The organism is Paenibacillus radicis (ex Xue et al. 2023), from assembly GCF_024722015.1.
Lineage (GTDB): Bacteria > Bacillota > Bacilli > Paenibacillales > NBRC-103111 > Paenibacillus_S.
In genome coordinates, this window is the sequence record NZ_JANQBD010000002.1 from 273,722 (window position 1) to 293,881 (window position 20,160).

General features: G+C 42.5%; 20 protein-coding genes. 5 read left to right on the top strand and 15 right to left on the bottom strand.

Annotated features, from left to right (window positions below; genetic code table 11):
• Window positions 1-187: 187 nt before the first annotated feature.
• From NV381_RS03865 to NV381_RS03890, 6 genes are all read right to left on the bottom strand, one after another.
• On the bottom strand, window positions 188-1,339 hold the full coding sequence (locus tag NV381_RS03865) for a serine hydrolase domain-containing protein (protein WP_258211950.1): 1,152 nt from the start codon (window positions 1,337-1,339) through the stop codon (window positions 188-190).
• 146 nt (window positions 1,340-1,485) lie between these two features.
• Complete coding sequence (locus NV381_RS03870) at window positions 1,486-2,085, bottom strand: copper amine oxidase N-terminal domain-containing protein (protein WP_258211951.1); 600 nt, start codon at window positions 2,083-2,085, stop codon at window positions 1,486-1,488.
• Window positions 2,086-2,389: 304 nt separating this feature from the next.
• A complete protein-coding gene (locus NV381_RS03875) occupies window positions 2,390-4,294 on the bottom strand; it encodes an ABC transporter ATP-binding protein (RefSeq protein ID WP_258211952.1) in 1,905 nt (634 codons plus the stop codon).
• The gene (locus tag NV381_RS03880; protein ID WP_258211953.1) at window positions 4,291-6,018 is read right to left on the bottom strand and encodes an ABC transporter ATP-binding protein; all 1,728 of its coding nucleotides are present in this window, start codon (window positions 6,016-6,018) and stop codon (window positions 4,291-4,293) included. The genes NV381_RS03875 and NV381_RS03880 overlap by 4 nt, the downstream gene beginning before the upstream one ends.
• Complete coding sequence (locus tag NV381_RS03885; protein ID WP_258211954.1) at window positions 6,015-6,698, bottom strand: TetR/AcrR family transcriptional regulator; 684 nt, start codon at window positions 6,696-6,698, stop codon at window positions 6,015-6,017. The genes NV381_RS03880 and NV381_RS03885 overlap by 4 nt, the downstream gene beginning before the upstream one ends.
• A 242-nt stretch (window positions 6,699-6,940) precedes the next feature.
• Entirely contained in the window at window positions 6,941-7,846 is a 906-nt protein-coding gene (locus NV381_RS03890) for a GNAT family N-acetyltransferase (protein WP_258211955.1), read from the bottom strand.
• Window positions 7,847-8,021: 175 nt separating this feature from the next.
• Between NV381_RS03890 and NV381_RS03895 the strand changes: the two genes are divergently transcribed.
• Window positions 8,022-9,536 carry a hypothetical protein gene (locus tag NV381_RS03895; RefSeq protein WP_258211956.1) on the top strand — a complete coding sequence of 505 codons (1,515 nt, stop codon included), beginning with the start codon at window positions 8,022-8,024 and terminating at the stop codon, window positions 9,534-9,536.
• Window positions 9,537-9,711: 175 nt separating this feature from the next.
• Here the strand turns inward: NV381_RS03895 and NV381_RS03900 are convergent, their stop codons facing one another.
• The 9 genes from NV381_RS03900 to NV381_RS03940 all read right to left on the bottom strand — a co-directional run bounded on the left by NV381_RS03900 (window position 9,712) and on the right by NV381_RS03940 (window position 14,719).
• On the bottom strand, window positions 9,712-9,942 hold the full coding sequence (locus tag NV381_RS03900) for a hypothetical protein (RefSeq protein WP_258211957.1): 231 nt from the start codon (window positions 9,940-9,942) through the stop codon (window positions 9,712-9,714).
• 48 nt (window positions 9,943-9,990) lie between these two features.
• On the bottom strand, window positions 9,991-10,296 hold the full coding sequence (locus NV381_RS03905; protein ID WP_258211958.1) for a hypothetical protein: 306 nt from the start codon (window positions 10,294-10,296) through the stop codon (window positions 9,991-9,993).
• Between the two features lie 66 nt (window positions 10,297-10,362).
• Window positions 10,363-10,797, bottom strand: a complete 435-nt coding sequence (locus NV381_RS03910) for a VOC family protein (RefSeq protein ID WP_258211959.1) — start codon at window positions 10,795-10,797, stop codon at window positions 10,363-10,365.
• A 318-nt stretch (window positions 10,798-11,115) separates the two neighbouring features.
• On the bottom strand, window positions 11,116-11,418 hold the full coding sequence (locus tag NV381_RS03915) for an FAD-dependent oxidoreductase (protein ID WP_258211960.1): 303 nt from the start codon (window positions 11,416-11,418) through the stop codon (window positions 11,116-11,118).
• Window positions 11,419-11,428: 10 nt separating this feature from the next.
• Window positions 11,429-11,752 (bottom strand): FAD-dependent oxidoreductase, encoded by a 324-nt coding sequence (locus NV381_RS03920; RefSeq protein ID WP_258211961.1) that lies wholly within the window; start codon window positions 11,750-11,752, stop codon window positions 11,429-11,431.
• Between the two features lie 344 nt (window positions 11,753-12,096).
• Window positions 12,097-12,480, bottom strand: coding sequence for a VOC family protein (locus tag NV381_RS03925; protein ID WP_258211962.1), 384 nt, complete (start codon window positions 12,478-12,480; stop codon window positions 12,097-12,099).
• A 22-nt stretch (window positions 12,481-12,502) separates the two neighbouring features.
• Complete coding sequence (locus NV381_RS03930) at window positions 12,503-13,006, bottom strand: DinB family protein (RefSeq protein WP_258211963.1); 504 nt, start codon at window positions 13,004-13,006, stop codon at window positions 12,503-12,505.
• A gap of 152 nt (window positions 13,007-13,158) precedes the next feature.
• Window positions 13,159-13,896, bottom strand: a complete 738-nt coding sequence (locus NV381_RS03935; protein WP_258211964.1) for a WecB/TagA/CpsF family glycosyltransferase — start codon at window positions 13,894-13,896, stop codon at window positions 13,159-13,161.
• A gap of 88 nt (window positions 13,897-13,984) precedes the next feature.
• Window positions 13,985-14,719, bottom strand: a complete 735-nt coding sequence (locus tag NV381_RS03940) for an AAA family ATPase (RefSeq protein ID WP_258211965.1) — start codon at window positions 14,717-14,719, stop codon at window positions 13,985-13,987.
• A 315-nt stretch (window positions 14,720-15,034) separates the two neighbouring features.
• On the opposite strand from NV381_RS03940, the gene NV381_RS03945 reads away from it, so the two are divergent.
• From NV381_RS03945 to qoxC, 4 genes are all read left to right on the top strand, one after another.
• Window positions 15,035-16,351 carry an MFS transporter gene (locus NV381_RS03945; protein ID WP_258211966.1) on the top strand — a complete coding sequence of 439 codons (1,317 nt, stop codon included), beginning with the start codon at window positions 15,035-15,037 and terminating at the stop codon, window positions 16,349-16,351.
• A gap of 336 nt (window positions 16,352-16,687) precedes the next feature.
• Complete coding sequence (gene qoxA / locus NV381_RS03950) at window positions 16,688-17,614, top strand: cytochrome aa3 quinol oxidase subunit II (RefSeq protein WP_258211967.1); 927 nt, start codon at window positions 16,688-16,690, stop codon at window positions 17,612-17,614.
• Between the two features lie 3 nt (window positions 17,615-17,617).
• Window positions 17,618-19,567 (top strand): cytochrome aa3 quinol oxidase subunit I, encoded by a 1,950-nt coding sequence (qoxB, locus tag NV381_RS03955; protein ID WP_258211968.1) that lies wholly within the window; start codon window positions 17,618-17,620, stop codon window positions 19,565-19,567.
• Entirely contained in the window at window positions 19,564-20,160 is a 597-nt protein-coding gene (gene qoxC / locus NV381_RS03960; RefSeq protein WP_258211969.1) for a cytochrome aa3 quinol oxidase subunit III, read from the top strand. The genes qoxB and qoxC overlap by 4 nt, the downstream gene beginning before the upstream one ends.

Genomic DNA, 20,160 nt, shown 5'->3' on the forward strand with positions numbered 1-20,160 from the left:
TTTTAACTTATCTCCAGTTAATTTGGCGAAGCTCAAGTAAACCAGGCAGTTTGATACAAACGATAACCTTTCGGTGGAAAGGCATGCACTGGAGCCGTCCTCATGTAACGTCGCTGGCGTTGTTTTTACTGTAATTTCAGACTACAAAAAGATCTGCAGCATTGAGAAGCAGATCTCACTATAATATCTATTCGATCGATCCATAGATGACGGCACGTAATCTCGGGTGAATATATGGCTCAAGACTTGGCAGCATCTGCTGCATATAAACAACGGATAGCTGCTCCTGCGGATCGATCAATACCCACGATCCTGCGAGGCCTGCCCAGCCAAATTCGCCTGGCGATCCGTTGATACCACCATCTGCGGGGTTCATCATGACACGAACTCCCAACCCATAGCCATAGCCTTTCTGCTGCGGCCAATTGTAATCATTTAGCTGCTGTGGCCCCAAATGATTAGTGGCCATCAATTGCACCGTCTTCCGGCTTAGAATCCGGACGCCATCCAGATCGCCGCCTTTCGCAAGCGCCTGCGCAAATCGACTGTAATCACTGATCGTTGACAAGAGGCCCGATCCGCCGCTCTCATGGTTACATCCCGGCTGATAAGGGGCGTCCATAGAAACATTAGGGATCAGTACACCGTCCTCTGAACGGTTATACATCTTACAAAGCCTATCACGTTTATCCTCGGATATACGGAATGAGGTATCATTCATACCCAACGGTTCAAATATCTGCTTCTTCAAAAAGTCTCCGAATGATTCACCAGATAGCACCTCAATTAAAGCGGCAAGTACATCATGACTCGTACCATACTTCCAGTGTGTACCTGGATCGAATGCAAGTGGAATGGTAGCAAGAGCTTTAGATAGAGCTCGAATATCCTTCGTAAAAGCATCCTCCATCATGATTCGGGTCAATCGCTCGGTTTCTAAATTGTCCCCACCGTATGTAAGCCCTGAAGTCATGGTGAACAAATCTTTGATCCGAATGGAAGCTGATGCGGGAGATGTAGATCTTACACCGAAATCGTTAAATCGGTAAACCTGCGGATTTTTAAACTCAGGCAAATACTCCTCGAGGGGATCATTTAGAAGAAACAGTCCCTTTTCATACAGCATTAGCGCTGCAGCGCATGTAACCACTTTAGTCATAGAATAAATTCGATAAATGGTGTCAGGTTCGAGCTTTGTTTTCTTTTCCAAATCTGCATACCCAAAGCTTTCCTGATACATTAATTGTCCATTTCTGACAACAATGCAAGCACATCCAGCAGGTCCTTTTTCCACCCATCCCTTAAGCAGCGGAGTTAAGCGTTCTTGTAAGAGTTTCAATAGTCTATCCATCTCCTTTCATCATCTAATATCTGAGTCCTTCGCTCGTTGTGTGCAGTTCCCTTCTTGCTGGCGAGCATAATTACTTCCATATTATACCACATCCCCTCCACGTTCTTCACGCAAAGATTGTCCTGTTTTATTGCTTATTCTGACGTATATTCCACCATCTCCACACTCTTTATCTCGACTTTGGAGATATTAGCCAAATCAAAGAATCCATTAGCTTTAACTCGAAACGATTTTAGCTCGTCTTTTCCAATGTCTATTGCAAAAGCATGTACGGTTGGCACTGAGGTCTCATTGTCTAAGGTTATATCGATAGTAAAACCTATAATATTTCTGTTATATAATGCCTCGTTCAGCTGAACCTGCCCGGTTATGTATGTTTCTCTTGGAGTTTGATTAGCGGATGTTAGGGCAACACTTATGTTCTTATCCTCGTCTGAGTAGGGAAATTCCTTATCTCTATTTTCTTTATAATCAATCGTAATCTGGTTTGGTTTATAATCGGGACTTGCAATGATTCCAACTGTTGCTCCCATGCTTTCTGTAACAAATCGGAGAGGTACATACACTTGACCGTTATAATTAAAAACTTGATATTCACTTGGTACGCTCTTCGTTTTTCCATTGAAAATGAATTCTGAAGGAAACAATGTAACGTTGAATTCGTTGGCGGCCACTGCTACCGAAGATAGGGAGATAACAATGCCGCTTACAAATGCAATAATGAGCTTTTTCATTAATCAAACACCTCGTTCAACTTGAGTCTTTTTATTAATATTTTATGTACTCACAAAAGCAAAGTGATAATCGTCTGTGCTTTCCACTCTTCCCCTCTTCCTAATTATTTCATTATGAAGTTTGTCGTAATAAGCGGCTGATTGGACCATACCTTCACAATCTCAAACTCAGCATCACCTGCCTTATATAAAAAAGAATCCTTGTTGGGCAAGAAGCATTAGCTGCTCCTCCACCTTATCAGGATTCTTCTTTATTGGATACATGTTTTAAAGTGCTAAATTAATTATAGTTTGATGTTCTTCGCTACGCTACGGATCCGTCGGAAAATTGGCTGTTATACAACTCGGCATAAAAACCACCGCGCGCCAATAGCTCTTCATGGTTACCTTGCTCAATGACGCTGCCGTTATTCATAACTAGAATCAGATCAGCATCGCGGATAGTGGATAAACGGTGGGCTATAACGAAGTTCGTTCGACCCTGCATAAGCTGACGCATCGCCTTCTGAATATAAATTTCCGTCCGGGTATCAACGCTGCTGGTCGCCTCGTCTAGAATAAGAATTGTCGGATCAGCCAAAATAGCTCTCGCAATCGTTAGCAGCTGCTTTTGGCCTTGTGAGATATTGGATGCTTCCTCATTCAACACGGTATCATACCCGTCGGGTAACGTTCGGATGAAATGATCGGCTTGCGCCGCTTGTGCCGCTTCGATAATTTCCGCGTCAGTCGCATCCATCCGTCCGTAGCCGATATTGTCACGAATCGTACCGTTAAATAGCCACGTATCCTGCAGCACCATGCCGAACAGACGACGCAGTTGTCCCCGCTTCATTCCAGTAATATTCGTGCCGTCTATCGTGATCGCACCCTCATTTATTTCGTAGAAGCGCATCAATAAATTGACTAGCGTCGTTTTCCCCGCACCTGTCGGACCAACTATAGCTATCGTTTGTCCTTGTTTCACGTCGATGTTCATATTTTGAATCAAAACCGCGTCTTCCTTATAGCCGAAGCTGACGTTCTCGAAGCGAACATTGCCCTGCTGCCCACTCATAGCAATTCCTTCCACAGCTTCCGGTATCTCCTCCTGCTCGTCTAGAATCTCAAATACGCGCTCCGAAGAAGCCAGCGTAGATTGAATAATATTGGCGATGTTCGCAGTCTGGACAATCGGCATTGAAAACTGGCGCGCATATTGAATGAACGCTTGAATATCGCCAATTTCTATCATTCTTTTTGTCATCAACACACCGCCAACGACACAGATGAACACATAGCCGATGTTGTTGATTACCGTCATAAGCGGCATCATTATACCGCTGACAAACTGCGCTCGCCATCCTGACTCGTATAGTCGGTCATTAATGGAGTCGAACTTATGAACAGACTTCTTTTCAAACCCGAATGCTTTGACGATTTTATGCCCGGTATACATCTCTTCCACATGACCGTTCAGCTCGCCGAGCGCCTTCTGCTGGCCCATAAAATAAGTCTGCGACCGAGAAGCAATCGCTCTGATAACAAGAAAGCTCAATGGGAGTGTCAGGACGAGAATTAAGGTCAACAGCGGGCTGATAGTCAACATCATCACAATAATCCCAATAAGGGTAATTACGGATGTAATCACTTGAGTCAAGCTTTGCTGTAGTGTACCGCTGATGTTATCCATATCATTTACGGCACGACTCAATATTTCTCCATGGGTTTGTGAATCAAAATATTTGAGCGGAAGACGGGACAGCTTCCCATTAACTTCTTTCCGCAGATTGTACACCGTTTTTTGAGCGACGCCTGCCATCAAGTATTGTTGGATGTAGGCGAACAATGAGCTGAATATATATAATCCGATCAAAGTTAGTACAATATTCAGGATGTAAGGAAAATCAATCGCCGCTCCCGCAACACCATTATGCTTTGCCATCAAGCCTTCAAACAGCTTAGTTGTAATCTTCCCCATGATCTTCGGACTAACGATACTGAAGATGGTGCTCAGTACTGCCGTAAACAATACGGCCAGCAGCTGCACTCTGAACGGCTTCAAATAACCTAGAAGCCGCCGGAATGTTCGTTTGGCATCCTTGGCCTTCTGTCCAGGCATACCCATCGGCATTCCGAAGCCGCCACCCATTGGGCCCCGCCCGGGTCCGCCCATGGGACCTCTGCCCGAGCCTCCCCTATTTCCTTGAGATTTGTTGGACTCACTCATGCAATTTCCCCCTCTGCCAGCTGTGAGGATACGATTTCTCGGTATACATTGGATGTCTCCATAAGTTGACGATGTGTACCGATTCCAGCAACTTCTCCTTCATCCAATACGATAATACGATCCGCATCCATGATCGTGCTGACCCTCTGTGCAACTATGATAACCGAGGAATCCGTTGTTTCCTGCTTAAGCGCTGCCCGCAGATTGGCATCGGTCTTGTAATCCAAAGCCGAAAAGCTGTCGTCGAACACGTAGATTTCCGGTCTTCTAACGAGTGCCCTTGCGATAGATAACCGCTGTCTCTGACCACCCGATAAGTTAGCACCTCCCTGTGAGATGATCGCTTCATACCCTTCTTGTTTCTCGGCTATGAATGAAGTTGCTTGTGCTATTTCAGCTGCATGGCGGATTTCTTCGTCGGACGCGTCCTCCTTCCCGTACCCGATGTTATCCCGCACCGTACCTGTAAAAAGCACGGCTTTCTGTTGGACGAATCCGATTTTGGAACGCAAGCTCTCTTGAGTTATGTCACGCACATCAATTCCGTCCACCTTTAGGCTGCCGCTGTCAATATCATAAAACCTTGCAATAAGACTGAGCAGCGTAGACTTCCCTGAACCGGTGCCGCCGATAATCGCCGTTATTTCACCAGGCTTCACCTCGAAGGAAATGTTGGATACGGCCGGCTTCTCGGCACCCGGGTAGCTGAACGTCACGTTATCGAATACAACGTGACCGCCTCTTTTGGCTGCAACCTTTGCTGCGGGACGATCCAGAATTTCAGGTACAGTGTCCAGTACCTGATTAATCCTTACTGCCGAGGCGGAAGCTCGCGGCACCATAACAAACATCATAGACACCATGATGAGCGAGAACATGATCTGCATGGCGTATTGCAGAAAAGCCATAAGATCGCCGACTTGCATGTGTCCAGTGCTAATCCGTCCTCCACCGAACCAAATAATTGCAATGGACGTGAAGTTCATGATCAGCATCATCATGGGCATCATTGCAGCCATAATTTTGTTCGCTCTCACGGCCGTGTCAGTCAAATCGAGATTCGCTTCATCAAAACGCTTCTTTTCATGCTCTATACGGTTAAATGCCCGAATGACGCGAACCCCCGTCAAGTTCTCACGCAAGACCAGGTTTAATTTGTCGATCTTAGTTTGCATTGATTTAAACAACGGAATAGCTTTCCTAGCGATCAAATAAATAGTTAGAGCCAATACGGGCATGACACAAACGATGACCAACGCCAGCGCAGGGTCCTTGGAAAAAGCCATGATTATCCCGCCGATACACATCATCGGCGCTGATACCATCATGCGCATCATCATTAAAAGAACCTGCTGTACTTGCGTAATGTCATTGGTTGTGCGGGTAATGAGCGATGCCGTACCGAGCTTGTCGAATTCCTGCAGTGAGAAGCTCTCGACATGCGCGAATGTTTTGCCGCGCATGATTCTGCCGAATCCGGCAGATATTTTAGAAGAATGATAACTGGCAAATATAGAAAATAACCCACTTGCAGCAGTCACCAGCAGCATTAGCCCGCCGATGCGCCATATATAGCCGTTATCTCCTGTAACGATTCCTTTATCAACGATGTCTGCCATCAAGGTTGGCAAATACAGCTCGGACAGTGATTGTAAAAAGATGAGCACCAGCACCAATCCGATCGTCCACCGATATGGCTGCAAGTTCTTAAATAATTTTATCAAGATCCTTCACCTCCATTTGAATGGTTGGGTAATGGCGGAGCAATAAGAGACATACAACAAGCAACACCATCCTCCATATCTTGTTGGAGTGCTTGCGCAATATCTTTTTGATCCATACCCTGTTCCTGAAGCTCCTGGTGAGATTGCCGTAAATGCATCAAACCATGCGACATCGCTCCCCAAAATTGTGCCGTCAGCATCGGTGGCGACATTTGTCTGAGCTCGCCGTTCTCCATACCTATTTTCACCATGCTGCCGATCACGTTCATATTATCGAGATGCCAGCTCCAGTGTTTCAACTCTTCCGGTGTGAACAATTCGCGCAAGTCATGGCGCATCCGTATGAAAAATAAAACACTATCCGACTGTATCAACATGGTTTTGTACATGGAACGGACGAAATTCTCCAGCATCTTGCTTATAGAGCCACTTCCGGAAAAATGCGATTGTACATGCTTTCTCGATTGATCGAACATAAAATTACACAGTTCCTTAAATAACGTCTGCTTATCTTTGAAATAATAATAAACTAGTCCTCTTGCAACTCCTGCTCGTTCTGCCACATCACCGATTTCAGCAGCGGTGTACCCTTTTTCCACATACACCTTTAAGGCGCCCTTTATAATCGATTCTTGACGCTGTTTACGGATCTCTTCGTTCTGTTCCTTATTGCGCGGCAACCGTTCATCACCCATCTTTCATTGACTTTCATGTCAACCAAAATATATCGCAGTGACAAAACGTTTGTCAAGTATTGCTCACCTACCCAGTTAATTTTAACTTGCGCGTTTACCGTGACTTTTAATCTATCTTTGAAAAATAAGTTTTAGGAGTATTCAATTCTAATAAACAAAAAAACAGTCGTGACATTGAAAAAAGACCACCGAAGTGGTCTCGTGTAATGGGAATCCAATTTATAACACTACGCATGTGCTAATATAGGTGCACAAAATGTTGAATTTTTATCTAACATAAAGTTAGCTTTAATAAAAAGCGTATCTGCATTTTCATTTATCGGGGTATATTCTGCTTTCTCAGTGAGTTGATCTGGTGTGAAATGAAATTGTATAATTTCTGTTTTCTCATTAGCAATACGAGAAAGTAAACGATCTAAATTAACATCCCCTTGACTCACTACATCATATAGGTTCAGAGTATGACCTTCATGCTGAAAGACGATAATAGCTTCGTCCTCTTGCGAGTAAAATATGGATTCTGAAAATACGTTTAAAGCATAAAACATGAAGAGTCCCTGGTTATTGCTAACACCAAATTGTTGTGATACAGGTCTTCGCGATAAAACCAATCGTTTGATAAATTCCAAGTCTTCTAATATAGAACAATTCAGCTTGCGTAATGTGGTATGAGCTTCAGGGCTGGGATGAAATTTAAGTTTAAATTGTGACTCGCGAAAGGATTCAAATCCAAACTTTGGATAAAAATCAATGACAGAGCTATTGGCGAATAAGAAAAATATATCGCAGTCTTGCTCATAAATATTTAGAACCTGCCTCATCAATACGCCTGAAAGCCCTTTCCCTCTAAAATCAGGATGAGTCATAACCGTTCCAATTTGAATCGCCTTCTTCTTTAACCCATTTATCACCAAGTCCATTTTACTAACAGAAACATTGGCAATAACTTCATTATCCTTCATGAATGAATAGCAGATATAACGATCATCCCAAAATCCATTCAGATACCAAGCTTCAAAATCTATATGAAAAACTAATGTCGCAAGTTGGTTAAAACTTTTTCTGTAGGCTTTATTATCTTTATAATCGTAAACCAGGTCTATTCCAACCTCTATATTTTCATTAGAAATCACAATAATCCTCCCTATTATCTGTATGTCCTCAACTTTACCATAAAATCTTAACTTCGCATGGTTTGGATATTTTCTGTCATGTTTTTTCTGTCTGTTTGATTCCAATGAGGCAACCTTTCACAATTTGGCACGTCTAAAAAGTAAAGGTAAATATGAAGGCAAGGATGTGTTCTTTATGATTTGGAAAAAAGGTCTTATCTGCTTTTCCCTGGTTTGTCTGTTGTTCACTTGCTTACCTATGATAGCAGCTGAGGCCGCAGCAAGCTCTCAAAAGAATGTGACATTGCCCTCTTTTTCCATTCAAATCAACGGGCAGCTTGTCGATAATACGCATATGAGGTACCCTTTTTTCGTATATAAAGACATCACTTACATGCCTCTAACCTGGGAGCTGACTCAATCTTTGGGCTTGAACCTCGTTGCCAATGAAGGAGGGTTAACCATTCTTAAGGGAGGAGGTCAGCGGAGCGGCGGTTGGATCGGCTGGAAGAAGGAACGTTTCCCGCTGGACCTGTCCGGCTCGAATAATTCCAAGCGAAGCTACATAGCAACGATGCCAAGCTTCGGACTGGCGATCAACGACAGCTACATTGATAACGGGAATGAGCCGTATCCTTTTCTCGTATGGAACGATGTTACTTACATGCCACTCACATGGAAATATGCGCATGACTTTTTGGAGCTAGCACTGCTGTGGAAGAAGGAGCAAGTTCTTGATATTATCGGTGGTCAGCAGCAGGTTCTTGAACGAATCTATTATGATGATGCAGAGTACTTGTATATATACCCCACGATCATTACTGAGAAAGGGCAGGGCAGCTTGAAGGTGAAAAAATCGCTGGACGAACCGCCTGTATGGATGACTGTTGAAGAAACGGATACGCTGAGTAAGCGTCTGCAGCAGGAGCAAAGCCGGCTTGCGGGTGAAACAGTGACCTTAACACAAAAGAACGACGGTCTCTACTATGGAAACATGAACCTACTACCGCAGGAGGAGATTTCGGTCGACTCCAACGCTCCCGGCAATCCCCACATCAGCCAGCTATGGGGAGTTTTATTCCCATTAGGCTCGGAGCGCGCGTTCTTGTCCGTAACCAAGGTAACTGCCTTTAACTACGGCAATACTATTAGCACTTCTTATTCGTTTCTCATAGAAAACGGACGAGCGAAGAATGTAACCGAATTTCCTCAACGACCGGACCGGATCATCCCGAATTCGGATGGAAGCTACTGGCTGGCTTCGAACGGCACGAGTATGATGCGCGGCAGAATTATTCCCGGCAGCCGCAAGCTGGCGCTCGTGACTCTTCAAGGAGAAACCCGATTAGTCAATGCTACGTTGGGCGATTATGATATCCTTGTGCCTGGAACCACTAATCCAGGGTTTACAAATGTATTGGACCCTGATGGGAAGCTCTTGATTTACATCCATCAGATCAGTTATGATCCCATGTCCCCGCCAAAAAGGGGCTACTACTTAATCGATATGAGCTTCCAAATGAAAAAGGTAGATGCGTTGGACCCGCTCGCTGCAGAGACATCATTCCTGCCAACCTCTTTTTCCGAATGGCCGGTATATAGGGGGATCGACGGAAAGCTATATCTGATTCGTAAGAACAATGATCTCGCCAACTATACGGACAACACATCCATCATGTGGTACGACGACCAACTGCTTGTCAGCCAATAAATAACTCTTCCCGGAAAAATACAAATCACAGCATGAAGCCTTCATAGGCTTCCATGCTGTGATTTTTTGCTTTTATATTTTGGAGTTGCTGCGAATACCACGCGAATCTTTCCAATCACAACCGACGAATAAATTATATGCTTCTATTTAACGAACATAATCTCCGGCACCGTTGCTACGGTTTGTATAATATATCCAGATCCCCGGGTTTACTCGGATTGCCTGTAACTCCCCCGTTGCCTCCATCACCTCCGCTCGCACCACCACCACCTCCTCCTTCTCCTCCTCCTAAAATCGTTCCATTTCCGGAATATCCATCCGATCCATTGCCTCCGTATGCAGTAAGAGTCCCATCAATCTGCGTAATGTCAGCTCTAGTCAAAATATAAAAAGGAACTTGCCACATCGTACTACTGTGGCAAGTTCCTTTTCAGTTTTTACAAATAACAACCCACTAATGGACGGTTCCTAAAAATGACACAAATAACTCTTTTCTTTTGTGATATTCATAAGAATCAGTAGGTAGTAAGCCACACGCAAACTCTATTTCAACTTTTCTACCGAATAGAACTTTCTGGGATGTTTTAAACCCACAATCTTTGCAGTTGAAACCACATCCATCCTGCGTATTCTTCCATTCCCTTTCAAAAACATACAAAGCTCTGGATTTGGCGAAACTTTCAGTTACCCAAGGTGAAAACGGTGAGAAAATCAAAACCAAAGAAAAAATAATAATTAATATACCTAATGATCTTTTCAAATATTCACCCCCAGATGAGGCTGTCCCTGAATCCTCTCTATTGGACAAGATCAAGTAAACGAGCCTTTAACTTATCTGCGTTCGATGAATGTCGATAACTTCGTTTACGTCAAACTTATTCCCGTCCAGGTCGTAGAATATGAAGTTAATGCCGCAGCTGCCGCGATCCTTAAGTTGTTCAACCTTTACGCTATTTGATTGCAAATGGTCATAGAGTACCTCTATTTGCCTTACTTCAAAGGTGAACCTGAACATTTCATAACCCGCTTTGTTGGTGAATTGGTTATCGAAGTGCCCATCCGTTTCTACCAAATGCAGCCACTGACCATCTGAAAGCTTCAATATCACTTGAGCTTCCGCAGCATTAAACGGTACCGCATACTCCAATCCAAAATTTCGTTGCCACCATTGTGCCGAGTTAATCGGGTTTCTAACCGGTACATAAATCGAGCAAACAGCACTCAAAGTATTGCCCTGAAATTCACGCGAAATATCTGTCATCTAGATCATCCCTTCAACTGTTTTTATCTCTCACAATCGAATAAACGGATTTGCAGAACAAAACTTGTGTGCGAAAAGCAATGCTCGGCACTACAAAATCAATAGCAAAACCTCTATCCATATAGCTGTATTGATATAAGATAGATATTCAAATCATCTTTATTAATTCTATGATGATTTCTCATTTTCCTTTTTTAAACAATTTTTCATTAAAACTCGATCTTTGAATAGCTTCAGCCCCGACCAAACGGGATATTTGACGTATTTCTCGTTAAATGCAGCTCTCCCTTTTCATAAAAATTAGTAGGGTCAGTATCGTTATCCTTCTGCATGACTGTTCATCATTTCACTCAGAGTTTCTACTGCGTTTTGTGAAAAAAATATTTCCATGCTTGATTTTGTAACTGCTGCCATTTCTCCAGCATATTCAAACATTTTTACTTCATATTCTTTGATGGCTTCGTCAAGGTCAGAGTTGTTCATCATCGAAAGTCCAAGTTCCGCAGCGTCCAACATAGCAAGGTTAGCGCCTGCACCGGCAAATGGCGACATCAAATGAGCGGCATCCCCAATAAGCGTAACCCCGTGCTTGCTTTCCCACTTATGTTGTACAGGCAGCATGTAAATCCTTCTAGGATAGATCTCTCCAGTAGCATTTAATATATATTTCTCCTTTTATATTTACAAATTCTTCTCCCGATTTATCGGTTACTTTCAGCGCTTGCCCTTCTAAACGAGATATCGCGAAAAATTCATCCAATAAGCCCGCAACTTGAAGGGCTTTCTGGCCCGAGACCTTATCCAAATCAAGAGTACCTCCTTGTTCACGATATGTCGGGGAGGTTTCGCGCTCATAAATTACAGGATCAAACCCAGCTTGCTGCAGGATTCTTGCCAGCGTTAATCCGCCCGGTCCTGCTCCAATAATGGCAATCTGTTTTTCTTTGAGGTTCATAGCAGTCACTCCTGTAGTATTATTTATACAATTGAATCAATCTTAATCGTATCCAACAATCGATGAAATCAATCCTAATCGCCTTATGTAAACACTATATAAACGGAGCCATTTGCAATCCTAAACGAATCCTATAGATATTCTTTCCTTATGAAACCAACCTTCATTCCCTCTTTTGTCAGGAGACTAGAGCATACTACTATAGTGAAAACTTCTTAAATTCGGCAGAAAAGCAATAAATGAAACAGCAGCAGTCTTGGACGGGGGAAATAAGTCCAAAACTGCTGCTGTTTTTATCGCTATCGCCCCTATATTTTGCTGGGGTTTTTCTATATTAAGTAGAATTAAATCCCTCTATTAATTTCGATCAAATTTCCGGCAGGGTCTCTAAAGTAAGCTACACGGTGCCCCCACTCAGGCGTGTCATGTGGTTCCTTAACAAATACAACATCTCTAGTCTTCAATTGATTGTAAGTTGCGTCAACGTCATCCACTCTAAAAATGATAGCAACCTGATCATTGGCACTGAATTCATTCGGCTTACGCAGGGCTTCAATAGGTTCGCGTACTATCGGAGGCTCTAATGCTATATTGATGTCTCCCGTTTGAAACTCAGCATAAGGAGTCTCTTCATTTCCATGGAGAACTTTAAGTCCCAGGATGTCTCTGTAAAACAAAAAACATTCCCGAACATTGGGCACAATTAATCGCACATGAGAAATTCTCAAGTTAATCCCTCCGCTTAACCTATTATTTGTGAATCCAAGCTTGTTCCAGCTCACTCTTCTGACGAAGGTGATGGTGGAAATGCATGCCGACAAGCTCGAACCACTCCCGAGCGTTCAGCCAGCCAAAGCCATCATGCTTAGCTTTGTAGTTTGGGTTTATGGTATCTACTTTCCCTTCCCATTCTCTCATTTTAAGCAATACTTGATCGAGTCCACGTAGTAGATCTTCTTTACTTTCCGAGTTGCTAGGTGCATTTTGGGGGCCGTCCGGCAGCTTAATTTTTATTGGAGGAAATCCGCCGATTTTGAACAAATGTTTGCCCGCTTCCGTCAACCCGAGCTTTTGCTCTTCAACCGACGCCGCACAAATATCCACTTGGTCAATGTAGTCAAGAGCAGCGAGGATCAAATGGTTGTACATTTGGCCAAGTGACCAAACGCCATTCTCGGTTATATGCCTTAGTTGCTCCATAGAATAACTTGGCAAACAACTTTTGTAAGCTTCAATCAATCTCTGATCACTCATCGAAACACTCCTTTAACGGTAAATCTCCAACGTGGATCAATGACTTTCCTTTTATTCTATCACTTAGCTCAATCTATGAGTTCTTATCGATTGCTATTTATCGAACCTCCAATAGATTTTTTCGGTTCGTTCTTCAGGAAATAATCCGTATCTTAGTTTTTTTCTTTAAATAACAATGCCTTTATAGCAAAGCGAGGTAAAATCAATTGTCTTCTCCATCTGGAAGGTTGATTTATTAATCGAAACAACCATTCCATATTTAATTTTTGCCAATTGGCCGGCGCTCTTTTTACTTTTCCAGCAATGATATCAAGACTTCCGCCAACTCCGATAGCAACTCTGGCATTGAGTTTATTTTTATATTTATAAATCAAGCGTTCCGCTGCTGGAGCTCCAAGGGCAACTACCAATACATCCGGGCTCAAAGCCTGGATTTCTTCTATTATCTGTGCCTCTTCCACCTTGTTAAAGAAACCGTGATGCCTACCCAGTACCGATACGTTCGGGTAAGACCTGGTGATAACTTCTGAAGCTTTTATACTAGTAGGTTCATCTGCGCCCAGAAGATAAAAAGACCATTTGTTTTGATTTGCAGTCTCAAGCATTTTTATAAGAAGGTCGCAACCGGTTACACGCTCGGGAAGTGGATTTCCTTTTAAGCGGTATACCATGACGATTCCGATTCCATCAGCGGTAAGGAGACCTGCCTCGTCAATAATCGAACGTAGCTGTTGGTCATGTTGGCAAGACATCGTAATTTCCGGGTTGAGTGTAACGACATGGAACAGTTCAGATTTTCTCTCAGTTACTACTTTGCTAATGACTTCAATTGTATCCGTCATAGTTATTTTTGGAACCGGTATCCCCATGATTTTCGAGCAGTTCTCCATTTGAGTACATCCACCTTTAATTAATTTATCCACATTTTAACATAAAGGTTAGTATTAGACTATTATGCTCGCTGTCCTTCGTTTTTGGCTAATTCTCATCATTATGATTATCGGAATCACTGAATAGCTCCTGCAAGACCGACTTTCTGTTTTCAAGAAAACGTCTCGTTATGATGTAATGCAACGTGTCCTCATACCGTATTTCCCCTACTGGATGAACATCGAAGTTTATTATCTGTGCATCTGGAAATCCGAGAAGTATCGGAGAATGTGTGGCAATGATGAACTGAGCTTCATTTTCTAAATCCTTAATTACCCGCAATAAGGCCAACTGCCTTGCAGGGGATAACGCCGCTTCGGGTTCATCGAGCAAGTAAATCGCCTTTTTCCCAAAACGATGATTAAAAAGAGAAAGAAATGCTTCACCATGTGATTGCTCATGTAAAGAACGACCACCGTAATACTTCAGACTTTCGGGCATAGTATCCAAATGTGATGCAAAGTGATAAAACGTCTCAGCTCTTAAGAAAAAGCCATTTGTGATTTTGGGCATCCATGAAAGACGAATGTGTTCACCTAAAATTGAATGAGAAGCATCCACATCGTAATTGTTGTTCCTGCCTCCTCCGGCCGTATTAAACCCACTTTGAAAGGCAATTGCCTCTAGGAGAGTTGATTTCCCCGAACCATTCTCCCCAACAAGAAAGGTGACATTCGTTCGAAAAGAAATCGATGTTAAAGTTTTCACAGCAGGTATGGTAAATGGATATAATTTCGTATCCGTATGTTCATTTCTCAGAATCTCAAGGCTTCGCAAGTACATTAATTTTCAACTCCGATTTCATCAACGTAAATACCTATTGTTATTTTAACATAGCCTTTGCCCGTTAATGGAGACAATGGGGTTATTTCTTTGGTTGCATTTCAGCCTGTTTTCGCATGTTTGATGATCAACAAAGACCTTTAACGGTCATTATTGAACGTGTATTTCTATTCGTGTATAGTATTAAGCAATAATAAGTAGGAGGCGTATTTATGAAGTGCACAATGATGACTAGGGCCCAAATTCGGGAAAATAGCGCATATTAAGCCCTGTAAACTGCGTGATTTCCCTTAAATATGGAGGGTTATCATTTTAATGGAGAAAGATTTTAATGAATTAAATAGTGCTCAAACAGCCGATGAAGAAGTTAAAGAATCGATTATTACACATGGTAATTTAAAGAGTGCATTTGCATGGCTTAGTTTTCTTGCTTTTTTCAGCGTACTGAACGAAACGGTCTTTAATGTATCATTACCGGATATCGCCAATCAGTTTAAGATCCCACCTTCGACGGCTAATTGGGTTAATACAGGTTTCATCATTTTTTTCGCAATCGGGACGCTTATATTTAGTAAAATATCCGATACGTATGGTGTTAAAAGGTTGCTTGTGACTGGCCTGTTGATCTACAGCGGAGGATCGTTCTTCGGCTTTCTTGCACAATTCTCTTTCCCATCAGTAATAGTCGCTCGGATTATTCAGGGGATCGGAGCATCGGCAGTTCCCGGACTTATTATGGTCATCGTGGCAAAATACATCGGATCAAAAGATCGAGGTAAAGCATTCGGTTTGATCGGGTCGATGGTCGCTCTAGGCGAGGGCATTGGTCCAGTAATTGGAGGGATAATTGCAGATTATATCCATTGGTCCTTCCTATTCTTACTTCCCATGATGACACTTGTGTCTATCCCGTTCTTTCTTAAAGTATTGCCTAATGAGATTACGCCTAAAGGGAAATTGGATGTTGTAGGGGTAAAATCGCAATTGTCAACTGGAATAATGACATTCACCTTGCCGTCCTTATTTTTGAACCGAAAGTTTATGGCCGGTGTCCTGGCGGGATGCGTATTATTAGGCACTGTAGCTGGTTTTGTCTCAATGATACCTTACTTGATGCGAGATGTTCATCAACTAACTGCAAGCATGATTGGAGGCGGGATTATATTTCCCGGCACCATCAGCGTCGTTCTCTTCGGTATTGTTGGCGGCACCTTGGTCGATAAAAGAGGAATAAATCTTGTATGGTATCTTGGAATAATTCTAATCGTCACGAGTTTTTTAGTTATAGCGTTATTTTTAGATACAACACCTTGGTTGATGTCTGCTGCACTAATTCTGACTTTTGGCGGTCTTTCATTTGTTAAAACGGTGATATCAACCACAGTTGCAGAGGCTCTGGAATCCAATGAAGCTGGGGCCGGAATGGGAATGCTCAACTTCGCTTGTTTTATGGCAGAAGGAGTAGGTATAGCAATGGTTGGAGGTTTGCTCTCCCAACGCTTGCTGGACTTCCCATTACTTCCAACAGTAACCCTTTCCACGGCATTTCTATTTAGTAATATGATACTGCTTCTTATCGTCTTCATCATAATTGGTGGAGTCATATACACTATGGCATACAGAAGAAGTTAGCGCTGGTTTATCCTTGTTATTGGTAATATGCGAAAAAAACAGCCGTGGTACATGTACCGCGGTTGTTTTTTTCGCATATTTTTGTTGAAATGTTGGCTGGTTCCCCACGCTTCGAGTCATCAGATATCAGCCTGTGAGGGTCAAATGGCTGTCATAAAACTGCCACTTTTGTTATTGAAATCAGTAACTTTTGCAGCTTCTTGAACAAATGATGGCGTCCTTGAAACAACTATGTGACAGAATTCACATAAATTTGTGACATCCTTCAAACTCGATTGTTTTATTGGTTATGCGCAACTATGCTGAAAGTATCGATCCCAGGAAAGGAGCTCATCAATGAAATTCAAATGGACTTTACTGGCAGTACTTTTTACCATCGTCACAAGTTTAACTGGTTGCGGGAAATTAGCGGTGTTGGATCCTAAAGGACCGCAAGCTCAAAGACAAGCTGATGACATTATGCTATCTATCGGGCTAATGTCGGCTATTGTCATTATTGTGTTCATAATTTTAGTATTTATGTTAGTTAAATACCGTGCGTCCAAACAAGCCGATGATTATGAACCTCCTCATATTGAAGGAAGCAAGGTTGTAGAATCGATTGTTGTAGGAATTCCCATTCTCATCATCATTTTCCTTTCGGTGGTCTCTGTTCGGAGTAATTATATCGTTGAGGCGACACCTCAAGGGTATGAAGGTCAGAAACCATTAGTTGTCTACGCCTCATCATCTAATTGGAAGTGGCATTTTAGTTATCCCGAAGAAAATATAGAAACCGTAAACTACTTGTATATTCCAACTAATCGCCCTCTTGAATTTAAGCTGTATTCTTACGGGCCGATCACCAGCTTCTGGATTCCACAGCTAGGTGGGCAAAAGTATGCGATGGCTGACATGGTTAACACACTGCATTTGGCAGCCGACGTTCCAGGTGAATACATGGGCCGTAATGCAAACTTCAGTGGTAAAGGCTTCGCTGAAAATACATTTAATGTAAAAGCCATACCTGAAGCCAAGTTTAAGGAATGGATTGATGAGGTTAAGCAAACTGCCAAACCTCTTACAAAAGCAAAATTCGATGAGCTGTTGAAGCCAGCCCATCTTGGGCAGTTAACGTTCACAGGGACTCATTTAGACTTTTTGCCGCCGCCAGAACACGGACATCATGGATCAGCTGGTATAGAGACTGATACTAATACGGCTACTGATACTATCACTAATACTGATAAGGGTTCAGAACATGCACATGAAGGGAGACATTAAAGCATGGACTTCTTTGAACGATTTGCTGTGCCTCATCCAAGTCCAGCTATTTATGCATCAATGGTCGCCATTGCACTTACAACCATTGCGATCATCGCTGGCTTAACTTATTTCAAAAAATGGGGTTATCTTTGGAGAGAATGGCTAACAACTGTTGACCATAAACGAATTGGTATCATGTATTTGATATCTGCTCTTATTATGCTTTTTCGTGGCGGTGTAGATGCATTAATGATGCGTGCACAAACGGCCGTACCGGATAATGCATTGTTAGATGCCCAACACTATAACGAAGTTTTCTCGACGCATGGGATTGTTATGATTATCTTTATGGCTATGCCTTTCATCTATGCCTTAATGAATTTCGTTGTTCCCCTGCAAATTGGAGCACGTGACGTAGCGTTTCCACGCTTGAATGCACTAAGCTTCTGGCTATTCTTCATGGGGGCCATGTTGCTTAACATTTCATTCGTCATAGGCGGTTCCCCTGATTCAGGCTGGACAGCTTACTTCCCGCTATCAGGCAATGAGTTCAGTGAATCTGTAGGAACAAACTATTATGCGCTTGCTCTTCAAATATCCGGTATTGGTACTTTAATATCAGGTATCAACTTCATTGTGACTATTCTTAAAATGAGAGCGCCTGGTTTGAAATTAATGAAAATGCCAATGTTCACATGGTCTGCCTTAACCGCAAACGTAATCGTTGTATTTGCTTTCCCTGTATTAACTGTTGCGCTAATTATGATGACCATGGATCGATTATTCGGAACACACTTCTTTTCAACGACAAATGGCGGTATGGATATGCTATGGGCGAACCTGTTCTGGGTTTGGGGTCATCCTGAGGTTTATATCTTAATTTTACCTGCATTCGGTGTTTATAGTGAGATTATCTCTACCTTTGCACGCCGTAACCTATATGGTTATAAGTCAATGGTAGCATCAATGGTGATCATCTCTTTCCTGTCCTTCTTAGTATGGACACATCATTTCTTTACAATGGGTCAAGGAGCACTTACGAATAGTATCTTCTCCATCACAACCATGGCCATTGCTGTTCCAACCGGAATTAAAATATTTAACTGGTTGTTTACACTTTGGAAAGGGAAAATCGTATTTACCGTACCCATGCTTTATGCGATAGGCTTCATTCCAATTTTCACAATTGGTGGAGTTACCGGGGTCATGCTCGCTATGTCAGCGGCTGATTATCAGTACCATAATACGATGTTTCTCGTAGCTCATTTCCATTACACTATTATCCCTGGAGTTGTATTCGCCATGATAGCAGGACTCACCTATTGGTGGCCCAAAATGTTCGGCTTCATGCTTAATGAACGAATCGGCAAATGGGCATTCTGGTTTATTGCAATCAGCTTTAATGTCACCTTCTTCCCTATGTTCTTTACGGGGTTAGACGGTCAAGCTCGTCGTATGTACACCTATTCCGAATCAACTGGATTTGGGCCGCTCAATATGCTTTCATTTGTCGGAGCGATTGGTCTGGCCATAGGCTTTGGATTAATAGTATACAACATCTACTACAGCATTCGTTACGCTTCAAGAGATATTGGTTCAGATCCATGGGATGCGCGGTCTCTTGAATGGGCTACTCATAGTCCTGTTCCATCTTATAACTTTGCAATTACTCCCAAAACTCAATCCATTGAAGCATTTTGGGATTTCAAGAAAAAAGGTCACGATTTATTTCCAGGCGAATATACCAAAATTCATATGCCTAATAACACCGGCGCTCCATTTATCATGAGCTGCATCTTCTTCGTATGGGGATTTTCATTTGTATTCGGTATTTGGATTGCTGTCATTCTCTCTACGGTTGCTATTTTTGCATGTCTGACTTATCGATCGTTTCAGAAGGATCACGGCCATTATATTTCCGTAAAAGAAATTGAAGAAACAGAAAACAAACTGCGAGGTGCTAGTCTATGAAAATCGATCACTCGCTGCCGCTTGAATACAGCACAGAACAAAATCAAATCAATATTTTAGGATTCTGGATTTTTCTCGGAGCCGAGATTATGTTGTTTGGCACGCTTTTCTCTTCCTATTTCACATTAGCTGATCGTACAGCACTCGGTCCTACAGGGAAAGAGATGTTCGAAATCACACCCGTACTTATAGAAACCATTCTGCTATTAACAAGTAGTTTTATCATTGGTCTTGGCATTCATGCAATGCGGCTTGGCAATAAGAAGGCCATGATGATATTTTTCGGGATCACCCTCCTTCTTGGAGCAGGTTTCTTGGGTGTAGAAATATATGAATTCACTCACTATGTTCACATTGGAGCAGGGCTTCAAACTAGTGCATTTACAGCCATCCTGTTAACCACATTGGGAACACACGGAGCACACGTTACATTTGGTCTTTTCTGGGGATTATTTATTATTTTACAAGTAAAGAGAGACGGTCTGACGCCTGAAACAGCTAATAAGTCCTTCATCTTCTCTCTTTACTGGCATTTCCTGGACGTAGTCTGGATATTCATATTCAGCTTTGTCTACTTGAAAGGAATGATGTAG